General features: G+C 39.3%; 21 protein-coding genes, 1 other RNA gene and 3 pseudogenes. 16 read left to right on the plus strand and 9 right to left on the minus strand.

The genetic code is table 11. The features are described from left to right. The first annotated feature begins 9 nt into the window (after positions 1 to 9). The 8 genes from JCM15074_RS22360 to JCM15074_RS24990 all read left to right on the plus strand — a co-directional run bounded on the left by JCM15074_RS22360 (position 10) and on the right by JCM15074_RS24990 (position 4,045). Positions 10 to 492 carry a hypothetical protein gene (locus JCM15074_RS22360; protein WP_051536915.1) on the plus strand — a complete coding sequence of 161 codons (483 nt, stop codon included), beginning with the start codon at positions 10 to 12 and terminating at the stop codon, positions 490 to 492. Then, positions 493 to 1,074, plus strand: coding sequence for a phage tail-collar fiber domain-containing protein (locus JCM15074_RS14580; protein ID WP_025821937.1), 582 nt, complete (start codon positions 493 to 495; stop codon positions 1,072 to 1,074). Beyond that, positions 1,071 to 1,238 carry a hypothetical protein gene (locus tag JCM15074_RS24400; RefSeq protein ID WP_159105302.1) on the plus strand — a complete coding sequence of 56 codons (168 nt, stop codon included), beginning with the start codon at positions 1,071 to 1,073 and terminating at the stop codon, positions 1,236 to 1,238. The genes JCM15074_RS14580 and JCM15074_RS24400 overlap by 4 nt, the downstream gene beginning before the upstream one ends. Continuing rightward, positions 1,238 to 1,648, plus strand: coding sequence for a hypothetical protein (locus tag JCM15074_RS14590; RefSeq protein ID WP_025821939.1), 411 nt, complete (start codon positions 1,238 to 1,240; stop codon positions 1,646 to 1,648). The genes JCM15074_RS24400 and JCM15074_RS14590 overlap by 1 nt, the downstream gene beginning before the upstream one ends. A 10-nt stretch (positions 1,649 to 1,658) precedes the next feature. Then, a complete protein-coding gene (locus tag JCM15074_RS14595) occupies positions 1,659 to 1,868 on the plus strand; it encodes a hypothetical protein (protein WP_025821941.1) in 210 nt (69 codons plus the stop codon). Between the two features lie 179 nt (positions 1,869 to 2,047). Continuing rightward, positions 2,048 to 2,593, plus strand: coding sequence for a baseplate complex protein (locus JCM15074_RS14605; RefSeq protein ID WP_025821943.1), 546 nt, complete (start codon positions 2,048 to 2,050; stop codon positions 2,591 to 2,593). A 1-nt stretch (position 2,594) separates the two neighbouring features. Beyond that, positions 2,595 to 2,729: a hypothetical protein gene (locus tag JCM15074_RS25270; RefSeq protein ID WP_267880185.1), complete on the plus strand. Its 135-nt coding sequence runs from the start codon at positions 2,595 to 2,597 to the stop codon at positions 2,727 to 2,729. Positions 2,730 to 2,788: 59 nt separating this feature from the next. Beyond that, on the plus strand, positions 2,789 to 4,045 hold the full coding sequence (locus JCM15074_RS24990; protein ID WP_025821945.1) for a hypothetical protein: 1,257 nt from the start codon (positions 2,789 to 2,791) through the stop codon (positions 4,043 to 4,045). A gap of 130 nt (positions 4,046 to 4,175) precedes the next feature. Here JCM15074_RS24990 and JCM15074_RS14620 read toward each other — a convergent pair whose 3' ends face one another. Continuing rightward, a complete protein-coding gene (locus tag JCM15074_RS14620) occupies positions 4,176 to 4,355 on the minus strand; it encodes a hypothetical protein (RefSeq protein WP_025821947.1) in 180 nt (59 codons plus the stop codon). A 156-nt stretch (positions 4,356 to 4,511) separates the two neighbouring features. Here JCM15074_RS14620 and JCM15074_RS14625 point away from each other — a divergent pair, with 156 nt between their 5' ends. Together JCM15074_RS14625 and JCM15074_RS14630 are read left to right on the plus strand one after the other, a co-directional pair. Next, positions 4,512 to 4,787, plus strand: a complete 276-nt coding sequence (locus JCM15074_RS14625) for a helix-turn-helix transcriptional regulator (RefSeq protein WP_025821949.1) — start codon at positions 4,512 to 4,514, stop codon at positions 4,785 to 4,787. After that, positions 4,774 to 5,361 (plus strand): hypothetical protein, encoded by a 588-nt coding sequence (locus JCM15074_RS14630; RefSeq protein ID WP_148300805.1) that lies wholly within the window; start codon positions 4,774 to 4,776, stop codon positions 5,359 to 5,361. Before JCM15074_RS14625 ends, JCM15074_RS14630 begins: the two co-directional genes overlap by 14 nt. 368 nt (positions 5,362 to 5,729) lie before the next feature. Here the strand turns inward: JCM15074_RS14630 and JCM15074_RS14640 are convergent, their stop codons facing one another. The 3 genes from JCM15074_RS14640 to smpB all read right to left on the minus strand — a co-directional run bounded on the left by JCM15074_RS14640 (position 5,730) and on the right by smpB (position 7,946). Next, positions 5,730 to 6,467 (minus strand): endonuclease, encoded by a 738-nt coding sequence (locus tag JCM15074_RS14640; RefSeq protein ID WP_025821954.1) that lies wholly within the window; start codon positions 6,465 to 6,467, stop codon positions 5,730 to 5,732. A gap of 545 nt (positions 6,468 to 7,012) precedes the next feature. Next, positions 7,013 to 7,367, minus strand: a transfer-messenger RNA (tmRNA) gene (ssrA, locus tag JCM15074_RS24040). A 93-nt stretch (positions 7,368 to 7,460) separates the two neighbouring features. Continuing rightward, a complete protein-coding gene (gene smpB, locus JCM15074_RS14650) occupies positions 7,461 to 7,946 on the minus strand; it encodes an SsrA-binding protein SmpB (RefSeq protein ID WP_025821956.1) in 486 nt (161 codons plus the stop codon). Positions 7,947 to 8,144: 198 nt separating this feature from the next. Here smpB and JCM15074_RS14655 point away from each other — a divergent pair, with 198 nt between their 5' ends. After that, complete coding sequence (locus JCM15074_RS14655; protein ID WP_025821958.1) at positions 8,145 to 8,576, plus strand: SRPBCC family protein; 432 nt, start codon at positions 8,145 to 8,147, stop codon at positions 8,574 to 8,576. 118 nt (positions 8,577 to 8,694) lie between these two features. After that, positions 8,695 to 8,877 (plus strand): RnfH family protein, encoded by a 183-nt coding sequence (locus JCM15074_RS25510; RefSeq protein ID WP_306302234.1) that lies wholly within the window; start codon positions 8,695 to 8,697, stop codon positions 8,875 to 8,877. Positions 8,878 to 8,937: 60 nt separating this feature from the next. Here JCM15074_RS25510 and JCM15074_RS14670 read toward each other — a convergent pair whose 3' ends face one another. After that, positions 8,938 to 9,429 carry an outer membrane protein assembly factor BamE gene (locus tag JCM15074_RS14670; protein ID WP_025821960.1) on the minus strand — a complete coding sequence of 164 codons (492 nt, stop codon included), beginning with the start codon at positions 9,427 to 9,429 and terminating at the stop codon, positions 8,938 to 8,940. An 857-nt stretch (positions 9,430 to 10,286) separates the two neighbouring features. Between JCM15074_RS14670 and aceB the strand changes: the two genes are divergently transcribed. Together aceB and aceA are read left to right on the plus strand one after the other, a co-directional pair. Beyond that, on the plus strand, positions 10,287 to 11,909 hold the full coding sequence (gene aceB / locus JCM15074_RS14675; RefSeq protein ID WP_148300806.1) for a malate synthase A: 1,623 nt from the start codon (positions 10,287 to 10,289) through the stop codon (positions 11,907 to 11,909). A 76-nt stretch (positions 11,910 to 11,985) separates the two neighbouring features. Beyond that, a pseudogene (aceA, locus tag JCM15074_RS22370) lies at positions 11,986 to 13,301 on the plus strand (isocitrate lyase). Positions 13,302 to 13,356: 55 nt separating this feature from the next. Here aceA and JCM15074_RS14685 read toward each other — a convergent pair. From JCM15074_RS14685 to JCM15074_RS14700, 4 genes and pseudogenes are all read right to left on the minus strand, one after another. Continuing rightward, a complete protein-coding gene (locus tag JCM15074_RS14685) occupies positions 13,357 to 14,181 on the minus strand; it encodes a M90 family metallopeptidase (RefSeq protein WP_025821965.1) in 825 nt (274 codons plus the stop codon). A 123-nt stretch (positions 14,182 to 14,304) separates the two neighbouring features. After that, complete coding sequence (locus JCM15074_RS14690) at positions 14,305 to 16,038, minus strand: GGDEF domain-containing protein (protein WP_025821967.1); 1,734 nt, start codon at positions 16,036 to 16,038, stop codon at positions 14,305 to 14,307. After that, a pseudogene (locus JCM15074_RS22375) lies at positions 16,035 to 17,475 on the minus strand (extracellular solute-binding protein). The gene JCM15074_RS14690 and the pseudogene JCM15074_RS22375 overlap by 4 nt, the downstream one beginning before the upstream one ends. A gap of 85 nt (positions 17,476 to 17,560) precedes the next feature. Continuing rightward, positions 17,561 to 18,280 carry an AAA family ATPase gene (locus tag JCM15074_RS14700; protein ID WP_025821969.1) on the minus strand — a complete coding sequence of 240 codons (720 nt, stop codon included), beginning with the start codon at positions 18,278 to 18,280 and terminating at the stop codon, positions 17,561 to 17,563. A gap of 197 nt (positions 18,281 to 18,477) precedes the next feature. Between JCM15074_RS14700 and JCM15074_RS14705 the strand changes: the two genes are divergently transcribed. After that, positions 18,478 to 18,693 (plus strand): DUF3820 family protein, encoded by a 216-nt coding sequence (locus JCM15074_RS14705; RefSeq protein WP_025821971.1) that lies wholly within the window; start codon positions 18,478 to 18,480, stop codon positions 18,691 to 18,693. Between the two features lie 120 nt (positions 18,694 to 18,813). Next, a pseudogene (locus tag JCM15074_RS22380) lies at positions 18,814 to 19,115 on the plus strand (NrfJ). Positions 19,116 to 19,127: the final 12 nt, after the last annotated feature.

A 19,127-nucleotide genomic window follows, 5' to 3' on the forward strand; every position in this document is an offset into this window, starting at 1 on the left:
TCCATTAACTTGCTCATTAGAAATGCTGGCGCTTTTAGCTGGGAACGCAATATCACCCGCTTTAATGATGAACCTGAATGGTTATATCGAAAGCGGGTCGCTTATGCCTTTGTTAATGCCGCAGATGCAGGCAGTAACATTGGCTTTATTAAGATCATGCAGCGCCTAGGACTGTCAGTGATTAGCTTGAAAGAACGTCAGCCAAATATTGATTGGGATGTAATTTCAGTTGAGCTAGATGACAAACAACTGTCTAACGCCCGCCTTGTTCATGTGTTGATCCAAGACTATGGCCGCACGTGTCGCCGCTATGAATATGTCTCAACTCGACTCTTTAGTAATGCCATTAGAGTGGATGATTGCCACCATGATTTTCAAACCTTACATGTGCGCAGTGCACATGATTCTGTCATGCAGTTACGAGGGCCATTAACGTTGCCGGTTAACCAGTGTGATAACGACATTTCAACTTTAACCGTAAGGAGTGCATAGATGGCGAGATTAACCTCGTATGGCCAAGATTACATTGCACAAGCCGTTGGCGGTGTGACTGAATTTGATATTGATGAGTTTGTATTTGCCAATATAGCAGGCTTACAACCTGATGATGTTGAATCGGCGAATGAGACCATGCCAGCAGCAAACGATATTGTGCATCGTGCAGAACCGTCAAGAAAGGGGCGAGTTGATGCCAATCGTGTGACCTATAGCCAAATGCTATTAACCGATGTAGGTGACTTCAGTTTTAATTGGATTGGCCTTTGCGCACAGGGGCAATTGGTGATGTTTGCCTATTTACCTTTAACCCAAAAGATTAAAACGCGCGGCAATATGTCGGGTAATACGTTAACCCGTAACTTTGTGATTGAGCATTTAGGGATTGCAGATGCCACGCCTATTACCGTTAGCGCAGAAAGCTGGATGTATGAGTTCACCGATACCTTAGTTGAAATGCAAACCCTCAGTGCTGAACACAATGCTGCAATGATTCAAACCAATACCCGTGTGATCACCAATACGCATCGCCATTTACAGTTAAGTGAGCGAGTGCGCTTACTGGAGAATCAATTATGAATACCGATCCAATATTAGCTGCGCTTGAGCAATCCACTCAGGCGTCGATTGACCAAACCCGTGTAGCACAAGCATTAGCGGAGGAAGTGGCAGGAAGATTCAAAGTATTGACCAACGCATTGCAGTCAAAGAACAAGATGTTGAACAAGCAATATCGGATTTAATGGTTCTTGGTGATGGAGGTCGAGGTTCTACAGTGATTAATGCTGCCAATTTTTTCACTACTGAACATGGCAGTTGTTATTTACATTTCAAACTTCCACTAAAAGCAGATGAAGACCATGAGATGATTCATTTGCGTGTGAGAGGCTACGCTTATGGAGAGGCAAAAATAGTAGACGCGACATTGGTTGGTTACTGTTACAAACCGTCTGACAATGTTATTAACGTCGAAACTCAAGGCTCTCACCAACCGGCCCTATACAAAGGTAGTGATCAAATGATTTACGCACGTCTATTCTTCCCAAACAATTACTTTTTAACTGTCACTATTGATACTACAAGAGTTGGGAACGGTAGACTGTTTAAGCGTGGTGATATTGAAATAATTAAATCTTCAAGTTCAACTTTATAAGGTGAATACTATGTCTTCAAATTTAAATATTGCAGCGGCACCAACTCAGGACGAAGAAGTGATAATTGCAAATAGGGAGTTTATAAAGTCTCTTAGGCATCGTATAGAAATTAAAGCTGGCGATAATTCATCATTATTAGGCACTACCGCAGATGGCGTGCAATTGTTGTTATTTGCATTTTCAAACTTAATTGTAAGCTCAATCAAGCCCAAACATTAGCACAAGTACGTGAAGCAGCTGCGCCATTCAACGATATATCAACGTCATTTTTAGCTAAGCTTGATTCAGGTGAAGTGGTTATGCCATTTCACGTAAAAGGGCTTGATAGCGTGATAGATGATATTGAAACGCGCGCGACGGCAGTGGCCCAAGTGTTAGCGGACAACGGTTAATAAACTATGAGTCAGTTAGCGCTAGATGGTGAACTCATCCGGTTAAAGTCATGCAAGTTAACCTTGAGTATGCGCCTTGCAGACCAAGATATGTCTGGGCAATCGTCCAGTACCGCAAGTAGTGAACAAGGGGATAAAGCCAAGGAACTCAAAGTAACCGGCTTAATCCCATTTGTTGATCAACCTATGCTATCGCGCTTATTTGAGTTGTCATTGCTACGTGATGACAAAGGTAATAGAAAAGTGAGCCGCATTGGGGCCGACTTAGCCAGGGCGGCAAAGATTCGACAAGTTAAATTTTTTGGCAATATCACTGCGCCAGAACATCCCACCCTAATGGCATGGAGTGTATCATTTCAATTAAGAGAGCATTTAAGCGTACCTGAAGTGGCAGAAGCAAGAGAAGAACCGCCAGAAGCAACGACCAATCAAACCACTACGCAATCAGCCGAGGTTATCCCGACACAAGCATTAGAGGATGCACCGCCTAAAGTAGAAATGTCATCAGTAGAAAAAGCCTTACATTATATTGATGACCAATTAGGAGACTAATGTGCGCCTAGTGAAGCAGTTGACAGTAGGAAAACAGACACTGCCATTGTGCGATTATCGCTTAGTGCTTGAATTATCTTCAGGCGGTAGAGGTGTATTTGAAACAACTGGTGAGGTAACGTTAGGCAGGCAATAGCATTAGATATTGGTTACAACAATAAGCTACAACGTTATTTCAGTGGTTATATCGTAAAAGTGACACCGGCTAGCAATGGCGTGACACGATTTGTTGCCCGAGAGTTTGCCAGTATCTTAGCAGAGCACTTCCCCGTAAATATTCGTCATGCCACATTTAGGCAAGTAGTCACTCAGTTGGCAACTGATAGTGGCTTGAGTCTTGTCATACCTCAAAGCGCAACTTATTTAGATGAGCGAGTGCCACACTTTACCAGTCAAGGAACCGGTTATCAGTTACTTGCTAGTTTAGGTAGCGTATTTTCGGTACCTGATTGCATTTGGTACCAACAGCCTGATGGTCAAATTTTTGTAGGCAGTTATCAAGATAGTCGCTGGCCAGAACGTCCTATTGAAATCCCCCAAGCATTAAGTCAAAAGCAAATGGCCAATAGCTGGCAGCTAATGGCGATGCCATCCATGCGACCTGGAGCAATCGTTAATGGTCATCGGATCAAGCAAGTCGAGTTTGAAGATGATGCCATGACGTTAACCTGGACAACAAACAAAGCTGATGAATTGACCGATAAGCGCAAGATTACCAATGTTTTTCCTGAGTTAGCAGGCGGCTATCATTTACCTAAATTTGGTAAAGTAATAGCACTACCTGAATTGCCAACTGAAGCAGGTGAAAGGCTAAGTGATCCTTTCTACCCACGTTATGCCGCAGACATTCAATTACTTGATGAAAATGGGAGAGTAACACAAGATAGTGTATTAGAAGCAGTACCATTACCACTATCCGCTGTAGGTGACAGAGCGGGGCGATTAGAGCCGCCAGCCATTGGCGCAATTGTTGAAGTGGCTTTTGCTTATGGCCGACCTGATATGCCATTCATCCGCATGGTACTGCCATTTGATTGGGAACTACCGGCGATTAAAGCTGGCGAAAGCCGTTATCAGCAGCGTGAGGGCGTTTATCAGTTAGTTGATGAACAAGGTAATATTGAGACTAAAACTGATGAGTCTTTAACTGAAATTATTGCCAAAATGACAGAGCTACAAACCGAAACTCGCAAGGTCAGGGCAAGCGCAGAACAAGACCATCGCAGCCCTAAATCATGGTTCGGCAGTGAACAAGAAAACATATTAGCTTTGTTATCTGAACTCATGGCCACAGTTGCACAATTAGCTCAAACTTGCGCGTCGCATACCCACCCTGGTATCAAACCTGGTCCGGCAAATACAAAAGCACCGGCACAAGCCGGTGATTTTAATGACCAAGCGAATCAAGCTAATCAACAGAAGGGAAGATTAGACCCGATTACTAAGGTGTAGATATTTTTGTATTTACAAGGTGTTAGTTTTAATTTAACTCGTTGATTTTGAAATTTGAATTTACTTATAAGGGAACTAAGATTGGTCTATTTATTATTTCTTTTAAAAGGAATTTTATTTGTTTCTATTTTCAAATTGGAGTTTTTTTTAATTCATTTTTTGCTTCAAATAATTTCTCAGAAGCTAAATGAATGATATCCATTTGTGTTTCTCTACTGAGTGACACAAATTGATCGTTAGCGCTTAACACAATTAGAATAGCACCTATCTCATCTATAATTTTTTGTACTTGTTCTATTTTGTTAGACATGTTGTAACTCCTAAATACTTTGTTACTTTATTCAGCCTCACATAATTAATGGGAAAAAAACTACACTAAACAAATGAATGATGTGAAATAAATTTAACTTTTTAATTTTAAATACTATGCTGAATTATCCTTATGTTTTTGAGGGAAAGGAATTCAATGAAATTGGTCAAAATTAAAGGTATAGATATTCGACGTCTTAGAACAAGCCCACCTAAAGTTTCAACACAAAAGCTTGCAGATGCTTTAGGAGTTAGCCGTAAAACAGTGATTAATTGGGAAAATGAGGTTGGATGTCCGTCTATTGTACAATTCGCACAGATTTGTTTTTACTGCAAAATAAGCATAGGCAAGTATTTATCGGCAATAGAAGAAAGAAAAAGTGAAATGCAACCAATTGATTTAAATCACGTTAGAGATAATGATGATGATTAAATACACTGTTTATCTTATTCTTACAATAAGTGCATTTTTTTTCGTTTCTCAAGCGGAACACGGGTATGTAGAACTCGCTTATATTACGGCTTGTGCTACGGTGATTTTATTTTATTTTCGATATATTAACTTGATTTCTCTTGCTGTGATATTGATGACAGTAAAAGTGTTGGAATACATTGTTTTCGAAAATTTCTTTGATTTATTTAATGCTTACTGGTTATATTTCACTTATATAGTAACCGATCTAATAGTAATGCTTTTACTCTATTTTAGAGTGCCATTGCTAAGGGGAATAAGTGAAAGGTATAGATTTAAATTTGATGAGGGTCAATGGTTTATAACAAGTACAGATTTATTACTTGCTTTAGTTCAGTTTGCTCATGTAATTGTTGGAGCTTTAATGCTGATGGAACATACTTTAAGGAATGTTTTCTCAGTTAACTCATTAATTATTTACAAAAATTTTGGGTTCTTAGAATTATTACTTGCTGGTACTGAGTTTATAGTCATTATCAGTGGCGCAAAATATTATTTAAAAGAACAGAAGGCTATCAGTAAGTCATATAGATAATATTCTCTCATAGTATAGACTGAGTAATGAATTACTCAGTCTAAGGCACACACTATGAAATATATAAAATTCTCTTTAATGGCTCTAATATTAACTATTACGGCATTAACCATGATAAACCCTAGTTATCTGTTTTCGAGTAATACATGGGATAAATCACAGTCTATTATGCAACATACTTCAAATTACCAATTAGCTGGGGGAACACGGACTAAGCCACCAATCGTCACAAAAATATGTTCTATGATTATGATATGTGATGTAGAAGAAGAAATTAAAACGACATAAGTTTGCGTTTTTTAAGGCTACTAATGTAGCCTTTACATAATTTAAAGAGACTTGGTTAGATACAAGAATTAAATGCTGCGTTAATTATGGCACCTTGAATCAACAACCTCATTAGCATTGCCCTGTAACTGACGGATTAAGACACTGCGTTTACATTCCCATTCAGTAACAGGATATTGCTTATCCCAAGCATTCATCAATTGACGCTGCTGTTTACTCATTTTGTATTTTGGGTAAGTTGTTTCCATATACAGATAAGTTCTAGCAATGACACCTCTAGCCAGCTCAGGTGGTTGAGCTTTACGGCTATCGATCCTCATATCACATGAGCCAAAATCAGATTGTTCACCTGGCAACATAGTAAAGTTGTAATTGCTACGTAGAGCATTAACTGCGCCAATTGCAGGATACAAGTTGTACATATCTGCCTGCATATAGCGATATTCCATATTCACTTTTTCTGCGCACTTTCTACCTTTGAAAGACTTACCTTTGCGATCAACACATTCGGCATGTCCCTCGCGCCATTCAACAAATGTTCGGCCAAAGTTTTCTGCAGGCACAATGTGCTCCCATTCTATTTTCTTAGAACGTTTAAGATATTTGTCTGTGGTAAAACCGTTAGGTGGGATAACTTTCTTTTTGGACGTGAACTCAGCATTGCAATAAATTGTGTATCGATGAGTCGGGTAGACTTTTCGTTCAAGGTGCTTCTTTGCTTTAGAAAATGAATCAATGGATGTGTTGCCAGCAAAAGAGGTGAGCGGGATAAACAATAAACCGAGCATAAGAGTTGAGAAACTAACTTGTTTAAGCATTGGCAATCCTTTGCATTGTTATAGAACGATAAGGTGTAAAGTTATAAATCATATCGACGAAAGGGGAGTGATGCTTTAGTTCGTTTCACTAAAAAGAAAACATCTGCCACGAAATCCGCACTCCTCCTCCCCTCCTGCGAGCTATTTGTATGTCATTTTTTTCAGTTTTATTTGTTTCATTTCTAATGGGCAGCCTGCACAGCCCTTGATGATCTCATAAGATCGAAGATCTGAAATGATCGCGAAAAATTTCAGTTATAGACTACTAAATGAAAGGGTTAATAATCCATTACTTATTGATAAATAAAGATAAAAACTGAATTTCGTGAGGTGTGGGGGTAGGTTGATATAATTAGCTATGATTAAAAGTCTTAATAATCAAAGATTTAAAATTATTTTAACTGAAATGAATATTTTTTTGAATGAGGTGGGTTTTGATAAGGATTTTGGCTGTTTTTAGGGCTTGTGAAAATTCTCTGTCGCCACTTTGTCGCCACTTCAGATGTGACAAAGGGTTAGCATTGCTGCTAACCCTTTGTTTTAATTGGTGGAGGCGGCGGGACTTGAACCCGCGTCCAGAAAGCCTACATCCAAGGCGCTACATGTTTAGTCTCTCTTTTGGTTAACCTAAATAAACTCCGAAAGACAGGATTTCGTTAGGCGAGTCCAGTACTATTTCGCGGTTCACCCCTGAACAAGGTTCCCTCGCTATCAAATGTTAGATGACCATCTGTTGTTCTGCCCATTTGAGAAACCTGAACCAGATGGCTAGCGGCATTAAGCGGCTAGAGCGTAGTTATCGTCGTTTGCAACTATAACAGTGCGGCTTTTTACGAGGCCAACCGCCCCTCGACATGCTCCCAGGGTTTCGTGAATCCTGTCGAATCCATAATCGCCCCCAAGTATTTTTCAATTGTAACCTGTTGTTTGAATAACACAAGCAACATTTACCCTTGATAGGTTCAACTGATTGTTATCCAACCAGTTGCACCTCTATTTTGCTTTCATAATCCGTGCTTTTTCGATACCCCATTCACGCTGTTTGGTATCTTCGCGTTTGTCGTGCTCTTTCTTACCTTTACCTAAACCGATCTCTATTTTAACCCAAGTGCCTTTGCCCCAATACATTGAGATGGGTACGATGGCATAACCTTGACGTTCAACAGAGCCTGCTAGGCGGTCTAGTTCACGACGGTTAAGTAAAAGTTTACGGACACGAATTGGATCACATATTACATGTGTTGATGCCGTGTTTAGTGGCACAATATTACAACCGTGCAGATAGGCCTCACCGTTTTTAAGCATCACATAGCTTTCAGACAAGTTAATCTTGCCCATACGGATAGACTTTACTTCCCATCCCATTAAGGATAGGCCCGCTTCGAATTTTTCTTCGAATCTGTATTCGAACGTCGCACGCTTATTGCGAGCAATTGTCGCTGAAGCGTTTGCGGATTTTTTTGAGTTCTTCTTAGCCATAGGCTAGCTATTATACGCTTAGATTTTCAATTTGGAATTGCCTAAGGGCTAATATTACACAAATTATTAAAATCAGTGTGTTAATGGTGATTCTTTCACCAATTTTAGCTGTTTTTAAAGCTTGCCATAGTCGTGACGTTGACCCTGTTAGCATGATAAAATTGGTTTCATTAATATAGAATAATGATGGAATATAGCATGCCAAAAATAGCTCGTAGTGCATTAGTACGTTTTAGTGCTAAGCAGATGTATGACTTAATTAATGATGTTGAGTCATATCATGAGTTTGTTCCTGGATGTGCGGGTGGCAAGGTAATTGAAGCGAATGAAATGATGATGTTAGCTTCAGTTGATGTGAGTAAAGCTGGAATGCGCAAAACATTTACGACGCGTAATCAGTTAACGCCACATAATTCGATAAAAATGCAGTTAGAAAATGGCCCATTTAATCATTTAATCGGTGAATGGCGGCTAATTGAATTGGATGAGTCTGCGTGTAAAGTTGAGTTTGAACTTGATTTTGAATTTAAAAGTTCTGTGGCTGATTTTGCGTTTGGTAAGATATTTAATGAGTTAATGTCGTCGATGGTGTCGGCGTTTTCTGAACGAGCAAAGGTGGTTTACCGATGACTACAACATCAGAATTGTTTAATGTTGATGTAATTTGTGCCCGTACTGACTTGCAAAAAGTGGTCACAGTACAAGTGCTGAAGGTACAACATGTTTAGATGCGGTCAAATTAAGTAATATTCTTGATTTCTTTCCTGATATTGACATTGATACCGCAAAATTGGGTATTTATAGCCGTGTGGTGAAACCCTCAGAGGTATTACAACGTGGTGATCGGGTTGAGATTTATAGGCCTTTGATTGCCGATCCTAAAGATGTGCGTCGCCGCCGAGCTGAGCAAGCCGCTAAGAATAAATCATAGTGGTCAATCTTAATAAAAAAGAGCGCAATTGCGCTCTTTTTTGTTGTTCTTGGGGTTCTTTTATTCGAATGATTTTTCGATTTGTTTTGCTTTTAGTTTCTCTTCAACTAAAGGCTTTTCGTCATTACGTGACTTAGGCAGTAATGGCTCTGCTGCTGGTGTGTTTACGCTAGGTAATGCCGCTTCGTTTAGTGGTGTACTAAAGTTAGCGCCTAGTTTGTAATCACCCTCAACATTGGTTAATTGGTCATTTTTAAAATGAATAATTAACTCTTTATGGATAATGCTAGCATCACGTCCACTTTTGAAGTGATAAACATAGTACCAAGTATTGTCTGCGAAGCTGTCTCTTAATACTGGACGTCCAAGAATATATTCTACTTGGTCTTTGGTCATATCTACACGTAGCTGTTCCACTTGCTGTGGTTCCATGTAGTTGCCTTGAGGAATGTCAGGCTTATATACCAACCAATCAAACACACTACATGCACTTAAGCTTAATGACAGCGCCGCTGCCGTTAATAGGGTTAATGTTTGTTTTTTATTAATCATGGACTACTAACAGTTGTGGGATCTGGAGCCATGATAACTAGCGCGTTAGGTGCTGACAAGGGTTGTTTAGTGTTTGCTGCATGAATTTTAAGGTTTTTAACGGTAAAACGAGATGTTGAAAATAGGGGCTTTGGTTTCGTTCGCGCAATTTGAGTCGTTTTTATATCAGCGGCTTCGTGCCTTACTGTGGCGAGATGTCGGGTTTAACCACCAGCAAATCTTATATTTATTAATTATTTTTGGATTATACCAAATTAATTTTAAGCTTTGATCGGGCAACATTGTGTCCTTGTTTAGGTCAATTTTTAAGTGCCTAGATTACCTTTACGTTAAGGTAAGATTAAAACGCTTGTTTGAAGTTCTGTGTTGTTAAATAATTATTTAACATTATGTTATTAAAGATGATTTACTTTATTTTACTACTTTGTATTTAAACGGATGAGTTTGTAATCATTTAAATACACTTCAAAATATATAGTATTAAAATATTTACATTAAGTAATTTAATTACGTTCTTATATTTATTTTACTACTGCTGGTTTACTTGTCTTACAAATTTAAAATTAGATTTTTGTATTTAAATTTTATACATGATTTACTTCTTTAAAACATATACTTATTTTTATTTAATCATGTTGGTATGACCAATTTTTATTGCGTTTATTTTAATAATTTATTGGTCAATGGCGTTTTACATTATTTGCAATTATTTCATTGTGTGAGTAGTTTTTAATCAAACACAAGGCGAACACATAGATGTTAGCCATATAAAAATACTTCAACCTTTAAGTTGCATTTACATCAGTAATCGACTTAGCAAAAGTAAAAGTAAGTAGATACTCAGCAAGGGGCTAATAATGATGACTGCGAATATTTCTGATATTAAGCAACAAACATTGCAGATAAGTGCATCGAATATTGATGGTCATGACGAGATATTTAATGAGGGGGCATGTAGTTTATTAACCGCACTTGCTGCTGAATTTGGTACGGAAGTCGAGCCGTTATTAATTTTGCGTAAGCAACGTCAACAACAAGTTGATGCTGGGACTAAACCTCACTTTCTAGCAGAAACTCAATCTATCCGTGATCAAGATTGGAGTATTCGTGGTATTCCTCATGATTTACAAGATCGCCGCGTTGAAATCACAGGTCCTGTAGAACGCAAAATGATTATTAATGCCTTAAATGCCAATGTGAAAGTGTTTATGGCTGACTTTGAAGATTCATTAGCACCCAGCTGGCCTAAGGTGGTGCAAGGGCAGATTAATTTACGTGATGCGGTAGCCAATAATATCGACTTTGTTGCTGAGACAGGCAAAGCCTATAAATTAAATGCAGATCCTGCGGTATTAATTGCGCGTGTGCGAGGGCTGCATTTACCTGAGCAACATGTCACCTTTAATGGTCAAGCAGTACCTGGGGCATTAGTTGATTTTGCACTGTATTTTTACCATAACTATCGTCAGTTAATTGCTAAAGGTTCTGGCCCTTACTTCTATATTCCAAAATTAGAAAGTCATCTTGAAGCTCGTTGGTGGGCTAAAGTGTTTGCTTTTGTTGAACAGCGTTTTTGTTTAGCCGCGGGGACGATTAAGTGTACTTGTCTGATTGAAACTTTACCTGCGGTATTTGAAATGGACGAAATTCTATATGAATTACGTTCAAATATTGTGGCGTTAAACTGTGGCCGTTGGGATTACATTTTTAGCTATATTAAAACCCTTAATAATTATCCTGAGTGCGTATTGCCTGACCGTCAGGCAGTGACGATGGATACGCCGTTTTTAAGTGCATATTCTCGCTTATTAATTAAAACCTGTCATAAGCGCGGAGCACTTGCTATGGGCGGCATGGCGGCATTTATTCCTGCTAAAGATGCGGAGCAAAATAAACAGGTATTAGCTAAGGTGCGTCAAGATAAAGAGCTTGAGGCGCGCAATGGTCATGATGGTACTTGGGTTGCGCATCCTGGCCTTGCGGATACTGCGATGACTATTTTTAACCAATATATTGGTGATGGTTGTACTAACCAATTACATATTAGTCGCGATGTCGATGCACCTATTACGGCAGAAGAATTATTAACGGCATGTGATGGTGAGCGTACCGAAGCTGGCATGCGATTGAACATCCGTATCGCACTGCAATATATCGAGGCATGGATCAGCGGTAATGGCTGTGTCCCTATCTACGGCTTGATGGAAGATGCTGCCACCGCTGAAATTTCTCGTACTTCTATATGGCAATGGATTAAGCATGAAAAATGTTTATCTAACGGCCAGCTTGTCACTAAAGCGCTATTTAGTCAGATGCTTAGCGAAGAATACCGCAATGTTGAACTCGAACTGGGTGAATTGCGCTTTAAGCAAGGTCAATTTGAACGCGCAGCACAATTACTTGAACAGATCACCACGGCTGATGAACTTATCGATTTTCTTACATTGCCGGGTTATCAGCTGTTAAACGAACTCGCTTAATCATTCACTTAACTATTTAGGCGACACGTTGTCGCCAATAAACCAAACCAGCATAAATACAACAAGGAGTTACCCTATGAGCCAAGTTAAAACACGTCAGCAACAGATCGATGAGTTAAAGCAAGATTGGGCTGAAAATCCACGTTGGAAAGGGGTCACTCGTACATATACTGCCGAAGAAGTTGTTGCATTAAGAGGATCTATTGTGCCGGAGAATACGCTTGCTAAACGCGGCGCGGCTAAATTGTGGGAACTCGTTAATGGCGGTGCCAAAAAAGGTTATGTTAATTCGTTAGGTGCATTAACGGGCGGACAAGCGGTTCAACAAGCTAAAGCTGGCATTGAAGCTATCTATTTATCGGGCTGGCAGGTGGCTGCAGATGCTAACCTTGCGGGCACTATGTACCCTGATCAATCGCTTTATCCTGCTAATTCAGTTCCTGCCGTTGTCGGGCGCATTAATAACTCGTTCCGCCGTGCTGATCAGATCCAATGGGGCAATGGCGTTGATGTTAATGATGATAAATATACTGATTATTTTTTACCTATCATCGCAGATGCAGAAGCGGGTTTTGGTGGCGTATTAAATGCGTTTGAGTTGATGAAGTCGATGATTGACGCTGGTGCCGCGGGGGTTCACTTTGAAGATCAGCTTGCGTCGGTTAAAAAATGTGGTCATATGGGCGGCAAAGTTCTGGTACCGACTCAAGAAGCAGTACAAAAGCTTGTTTCTGCACGTTTAGCCGCTGATGTAAGTGGTGTTGAAACGTTAGTGATTGCCCGTACTGACGCTAATGCTGCGGATCTATTAACTTCTGATTGTGACGCTTATGACCGCGACTTCTTAACCGGTGAGCGTACTGCTGAAGGCTTTTACCGAGTGAATGCTGGGCTAGACCAAGCAATTTCTCGTGGTCTGGCTTATGCTCCTTATGCTGATCTTATTTGGTGTGAAACCGCTAAACCTGATTTAGACGAAGCGCGCCGCTTTGCTGAAGCTATTCATGCGCAATATCCAGATCAACTACTGGCTTATAACTGTTCTCCTTCGTTTAACTGGAAGAAAAATCTTGATGATGCAACGATTGCGAAGTTCCAACAGGAGCTGAGTGATATGGGTTATAAGTACCAGTTCATCACTTTAGCGGGTATTCATAACATGTGGTACAACATGTTTGATTTAGCCTACGACTATGCGCGTGGCGAAGGCATGAAGCACTATGTTGAGAAAGTGCAAGAGGTTGAGTTTGCTGCGGCGAAGAAGGCTATACCTTTGTGGCGCATCAACAAGAAGTGGGCACTGGCTACTTTGATCTAGTAACTAATGTGATTCAAGGTGGTCAGTCGTCAGTTACTGCACTGACTGGCTCAACTGAAGAAGATCAATTTTAAACAGCTTACCTTGCTGGTGTTGCGGCTCTTTGGAGCCGCTTTTTTGTGGCAAAAACTAGTGCCAATTAACGGGATCGAGTTGATAAAACTGGCTTAACTCTTGATAAAGCTCTGGATGCAGTTCATTCACTTTAAGGGGTTGTTCAAAGAATACCTCACTCACTACAGCAAAAAACTCTGCTGGATTAGTGGCACCGTAGTAACTGAATAAGCTTTGTTGCTGGGTTCGAGCTTGCACGCATAGGGTGCGATACTCTTTATCTAGAATGGCTGACCAACTCGGATAATCGGTAATATTTCGTAGTGGAGGCGCACCGTTAGCAGGGCCATTTTCTTGATCAAGTTGATGGGCGAACTCGTGGATGACGACGTTACTGCCATCATGGGGATCGGCTGCATCATTTACTGTGGTATGCCATGAAAGGACGACTTTGCCATATTCCCATGACTCACCAGAAAGTACATTTTTTTGTGCCGAGACAACGCCTGCGGGATCGGTTCTTTGATTTTCTACCCAAAAAATATCAGGATAAATTAAAATCTGCTTAAGCTTTGGGTAAAAGTCTGTGCGTCGGTTAAGTAGCAGTAGGCATGCTTGGGCTGCGACGGTGATTCGAATGTCATCATCAATAACAAGGCCATTGCAGCCGATAAATTCTTTTTCAGCGACAAAGATTTGAATTTTCTTTTTAAGTTGTAGTTGTAGATCGGCTGGCATGGAATGAAAGTAGGGAAAACGGCGTTTAATGATATGTCGCCATGCGGTAGGAAATGGCTCGGCGCATATTTTTGCCCGCTGCTGACGTTTACGCCACGGGATAGAAGCTATCCATATAATTGCAAATATGGCGATTAAACTAACGACGATAATACCAATCATAAGATCCCTAAACTCAAAATGCTCATATTTTAAACATTGGGATGATTTTACTTAGATTCAAGACGTCCGAAGCAGTTTTGTTGAGGATAATCTAAATTAACTGACTCATATGCGTCATACCACTTATAGATATTCATGAATATTATTGTACATTTTAGTGCAGTTTCTGCCCGTTTGTTTTGCCGTATACAAGGCGGTATCTGCTTGCTTGAGTAAGTTATGAATTTTGGTCTTGGTGATTCCTCGATAGGTGGTTACCCCTAAACTGACGGTAACCAGTTTATGCGGTTCGTTGTGTTCATGGGCAATAGCTTCTTGGAAAATACTGAGTCGCAAATTTTCTGCCTTTTTAAAGGCTTCTTGTTCACAACAAGCTGGAAGTAACATGACAAACTCTTCACCACCATAACGTGCTATCAGTTCGAATTCACCCGAGATGACTCGTTTACAGGCCTCTACAACCTGTTGTAAGCATCGGTCACCTGCAATATGTCCATAGTGGTCGTTATATTGTTTAAATTGGTCTAAGTCGAATAAAACAATGCTGAGAGCTTGCTTATTCTTATAGGAGAATTCAATTTGCTGTTCGAGCCTGATATCAAAGAAGCGGCGGTTATAAGCACCTGTTAAACCGTCGATTTCTGAAATTGCTTTAACTTGAGCCGCATACGTTTTTAAGGTTTCGAGTGAATTCACCATTTGTTGCAATTCAAGATTATCTGTTTGCGGTAAGGTGGTATCTAATTTCTCATTGGCAATATCTTTCATTGCATTGCTGGTCGCAATCACCGGCTTGATAATTCCCTTGGAGATAAAGTGCCAATTGGTTAGCCAAATAAAAATGGTGTACAGAAAGCTAGCAATGAAAACTAGGATCATAAAGGCGGTACTGTCTGCTTTTAACTCTTCGCTAGAGTAATAAATATTACGTTTTAAATCGCTAACAAAGTGCTGCGTATATTTATCAATTTTACTGACAGTTTCTGCTTGTTGATTAAGATGTTTTTTGGCAATTCTATGGCTATTAATCACCTCTCTTGATACTTCAAAAATATTATTTTGACCTAATATTCCTGTTTTTATTTGATGTAGCCAATTTAACTTAAAAGATTGGTATTTTTCATCTAATTCGATCTCTTGCATTTTTATGAATAAACGCATGCTGGTACGTTGGATCTTATTAATATTAGGGATGCTATCTTGATGTGCTAATTGTGAGATATTAGCAAATAATGCTTCGCCAATATGCACTAACTGACTGAGCTGATTATGTTGTTCTAAGGTGATTTTTAGCTGTTGATACTGCTTATTACTTAATGTCGCTAATGCTATATCATCTTCATCCGAAAGTATGGTTTGAATTTCATGGGAAAACTGATGCTGTAAAATCACAAAATTATCATGAATATGTTGAGTCTGTTTTCTTGAATTGGCTGATTTTAATGTTAGTTGTTCTAATACTGGCATCTGTTGTTTAGCTTGTTGCAGCGTTTCAAGGTAATGATTGATTAATTCTTGTTTTTCATCGACTAATTGATGCTTAGCTAACATCTGTGCTGTTTTAATCAGTTGTGACCATTGATTGGTTAATGCGGCTAATTGTTGGTTGAGTACCAACTCTGAAATGCTCTCATTTTCTAATGAAGTGGTAATAATTTTTAGGCGTTGACTCTCTTTTGCCAGTTTTAAGGCTAAATTGATTTTATTAAAATCTTCATTAATCAGTGAATCGACATCATTTTTTAATTCTTGTGAAAGCAATAATGCAATGATGCCAATCCCTAGGGTCATGGCAAATACAATATAAAATGCAAAAGATATTTTTTGCTTGATACTAATTAATGGTTTATCTGTCATGGCGTAACCGCAGGGTATTCACCATGATTGTTTTGTAGATTCTGAATTTTCTTTATTAGCAGCTCTACTTCACCTTTAATATCTTTGTTTGTATGGCTGAGGGTATAGCTTTTTTCTGCTAACAAAGGGTAAATTTTGCCCATGGCAGAGCTGGTAAAATGACCATAGTTCAATACTTTTTCGGCCCAATGAATATTAGCGTTGTGGCTGGCATTAAAGGCTCCAGCAATATTACGATATTTTTCTTCGCTAAAAATAGGGGCATTAACTACATCCATTCTGCATGGGTTACCACCGCCCATTGCATAGGCATATTGTGCTTCATAACTGCCTAAATATTTAAGTAACCAATAAGCAGCTTGTGGATTTTTGCTGTCATAGCTGACGGCAAAAGCATAAGCACCGTTATAAGGTTTTCCGCCTGGGACTTGCGCGACTTTGAGTTTGCTGCCTTTGATATTTTGTTCAACTTTAAATGACATGCTCCATAAGTTGTTATAGCAAAAGGCCACATCGCTACTTGTCCATTTGCCATGGCCTGTGCTGATTCATAAAAAGCAAACTGACTATCAGCAGGATAAGCATATTGTTTTAATTTTTGATAAAACATAGTCGTTTCAACTAAAGCTGAATTTTGACTATCGACTTGGAAGTGTTGCAGTTTGTTCTTCTTATAAATAGGGGTCATCCATTTACCATCTAACCCCCATAAAATAGCTGAAAATTCATCATTAATATGAGGTCTTAAACCTGACATTAATGCCATGCCATAGAATTGTTTCGTCAGCTTGGTATCAGCCAGTTGCTCACCAATTCCACGGGTAAAAAACTCACCAATATCGACTAATTGTTGGACTGTTTGAGGCGGGGCTAGAGGGTAGCCATAACGTTTGATAAAGTTTGCTTGCTCAACGGGGTGCTCAAAAAGATCGGCACGGTAATGATTGCCCATCACGTAGTTATTATATGGAATCGCATGGATCTCGTTTTCATAAGATAAAATATTTAGCAGCGATGGATAATAAGGTTCTAAATAATGCTCCATTGCTTGAGCACCATCAGGATCATATAAATAGGCTAGTTCTTCTAGGGGAACGGTATAGCCATTGGCGGCCCAATCTTTGGCCCAACCGGCTCCATCGATAATAGGTCGTATTGGCCTGTACCACTGCTTAGGCCTTGTTGCTGTAATTTGAACATTTCATCTAGCGTTACTGATGTCACATGCACGGTAACGCCGGTTTTTTTTGTAAACTTTGGTAACATGCTTTGTTGTAAATATTGGGTCCAAAATCCAGTTTCAGCGACCAAAGTAATGGATTTTTTATTGTTGAGCTGAGGAATTTGCTCTAGTGAGAATTGAGCATGACTAAAAAAACTCAGGAAGAGTAGACAAGGGAGTAAAAAGAGGTGCTTCCATAATGTAAATTGCTGCATTCCAGTGCCTTTATTAACTTTATCATCCATTATAAGCGTTACAACTATACATGTTATGTAAACAAGTTGCTAACATTTGATGGTGTTATGGCATTTTGTTTTTACTCACCGGTATAATTGCAGCGTCATATTCGACAATACGTTGCTTAATATCATCGCAGGTATTGACCCGTAGTAATTCACAGGTGAGGTTTCTTATTTCATTAGCGGCTTGACAGTCTGGTGCCATATCGAGCACTGAATGCCCAGCTTGTTCGCTATCATCATATATATCATGTTCATACATAATATTATTTAAGACGTGTAATCCATATGTGGAGCAGGCTTCTTTAGTATCAAGCACGCGTTTATCATAGTTTGCGTTTGATGGACATTGCGTGATCACAAATGAAGCTTTTAATTCAGGGTTAATCATTAGACAGGTGGCAACAATGTCATCTATATTTTTGATGGAATTAATGTCACGTAACTTTGGCCGAATCGGTATTAATGAATAATCAGATACCGACATACTGGCGCGTAAGGCTAAATTGTCTTGGCTACCACAATCGATAATGACGTAATGATAGTGTTTTTCCAGTTTCAGTAAATCGTTGCGAATTTTACCAAATAATTGAATGCATTTTATTGCTGACAACTGCTTATTTCTTGCACGACAATAAGCCCAGTCTGAGGTTGATCTTTGTGGGTCACAATCAACTATTATGACATTGGCATTACACTCATCAGTGAGAAAAACTGCCATATTTTGAGCTAGACAGCTTTTGCCGCTGCCGCCTTTTTCGCCACCAATAAGAATAATCATTTATCACCTATGTCATTACAGTTCGATCATTAGTTCCATATTGAAAGTTGTAAGTTAAATGTTTAATTAATTTTAAATTTAGGGACTTAGTGGTTTTAGGTCAAAAGAAAACTGAATAATTCTATAAAAATAGTCACTTGGTCTTATGCTTGAGTTATGATCAGTCAGTGATAGGTATGATGTAGGGGGTAATGGTAATGACACAACAGCAATTATTAATTGAAGCAATTAATCAGACCATGCCATTTGGTAAATATTCGGGACGTAAATTATTACAGTTACCTGAGCCTTATTTAGTTTGGTTTCACAGTAAAGGCTTTCCAGAGGGAAAGTTGGGGCAGCAGTTAGCATTGATTTATGAAGTAAAGCTCAATGGATTAGAGGCCATGTTGCAACCATTGTTAAAAGACTAATAAACAATAAATACCAGAAAATCATATTAGGGATTTATCATAAAACTGTGAGCTAAATTCGCGACAGGTGATATCAACCATGATTTAATGCGGCCAATTGTTAATGGTTAGGGAAATATCATGTTTACTAAATTAGTTAAAATCGCAGCTGCAGCAACGCTAGCGCTAGGTATGTCAAGTGCATGGGCGCAAGGTGCAATGCACCAAGGTACCGTTCTTGATACTATGAATGGCGGCGGTTATACCTATGTTCAGCTTAAAGAAGCGGACAAAACAATTTGGGCAGCAGGTCCACAAGTTGCGATCGCTAAAGGTGATAAGGTTGAGATGCAAGGTCAGATGTGATGAAAAACTTCAACTCTAAAACCTTAAACCGCACTTTTGACGACATTCTATTTGTTGGCCAAATCGTTAAGAAGTAATTATTATGTAGG

Origin of the sequence: Shewanella marina JCM 15074 (genome assembly GCF_000614975.1) — a bacterium.
GTDB lineage: Bacteria > Pseudomonadota > Gammaproteobacteria > Enterobacterales > Shewanellaceae > Shewanella > Shewanella marina.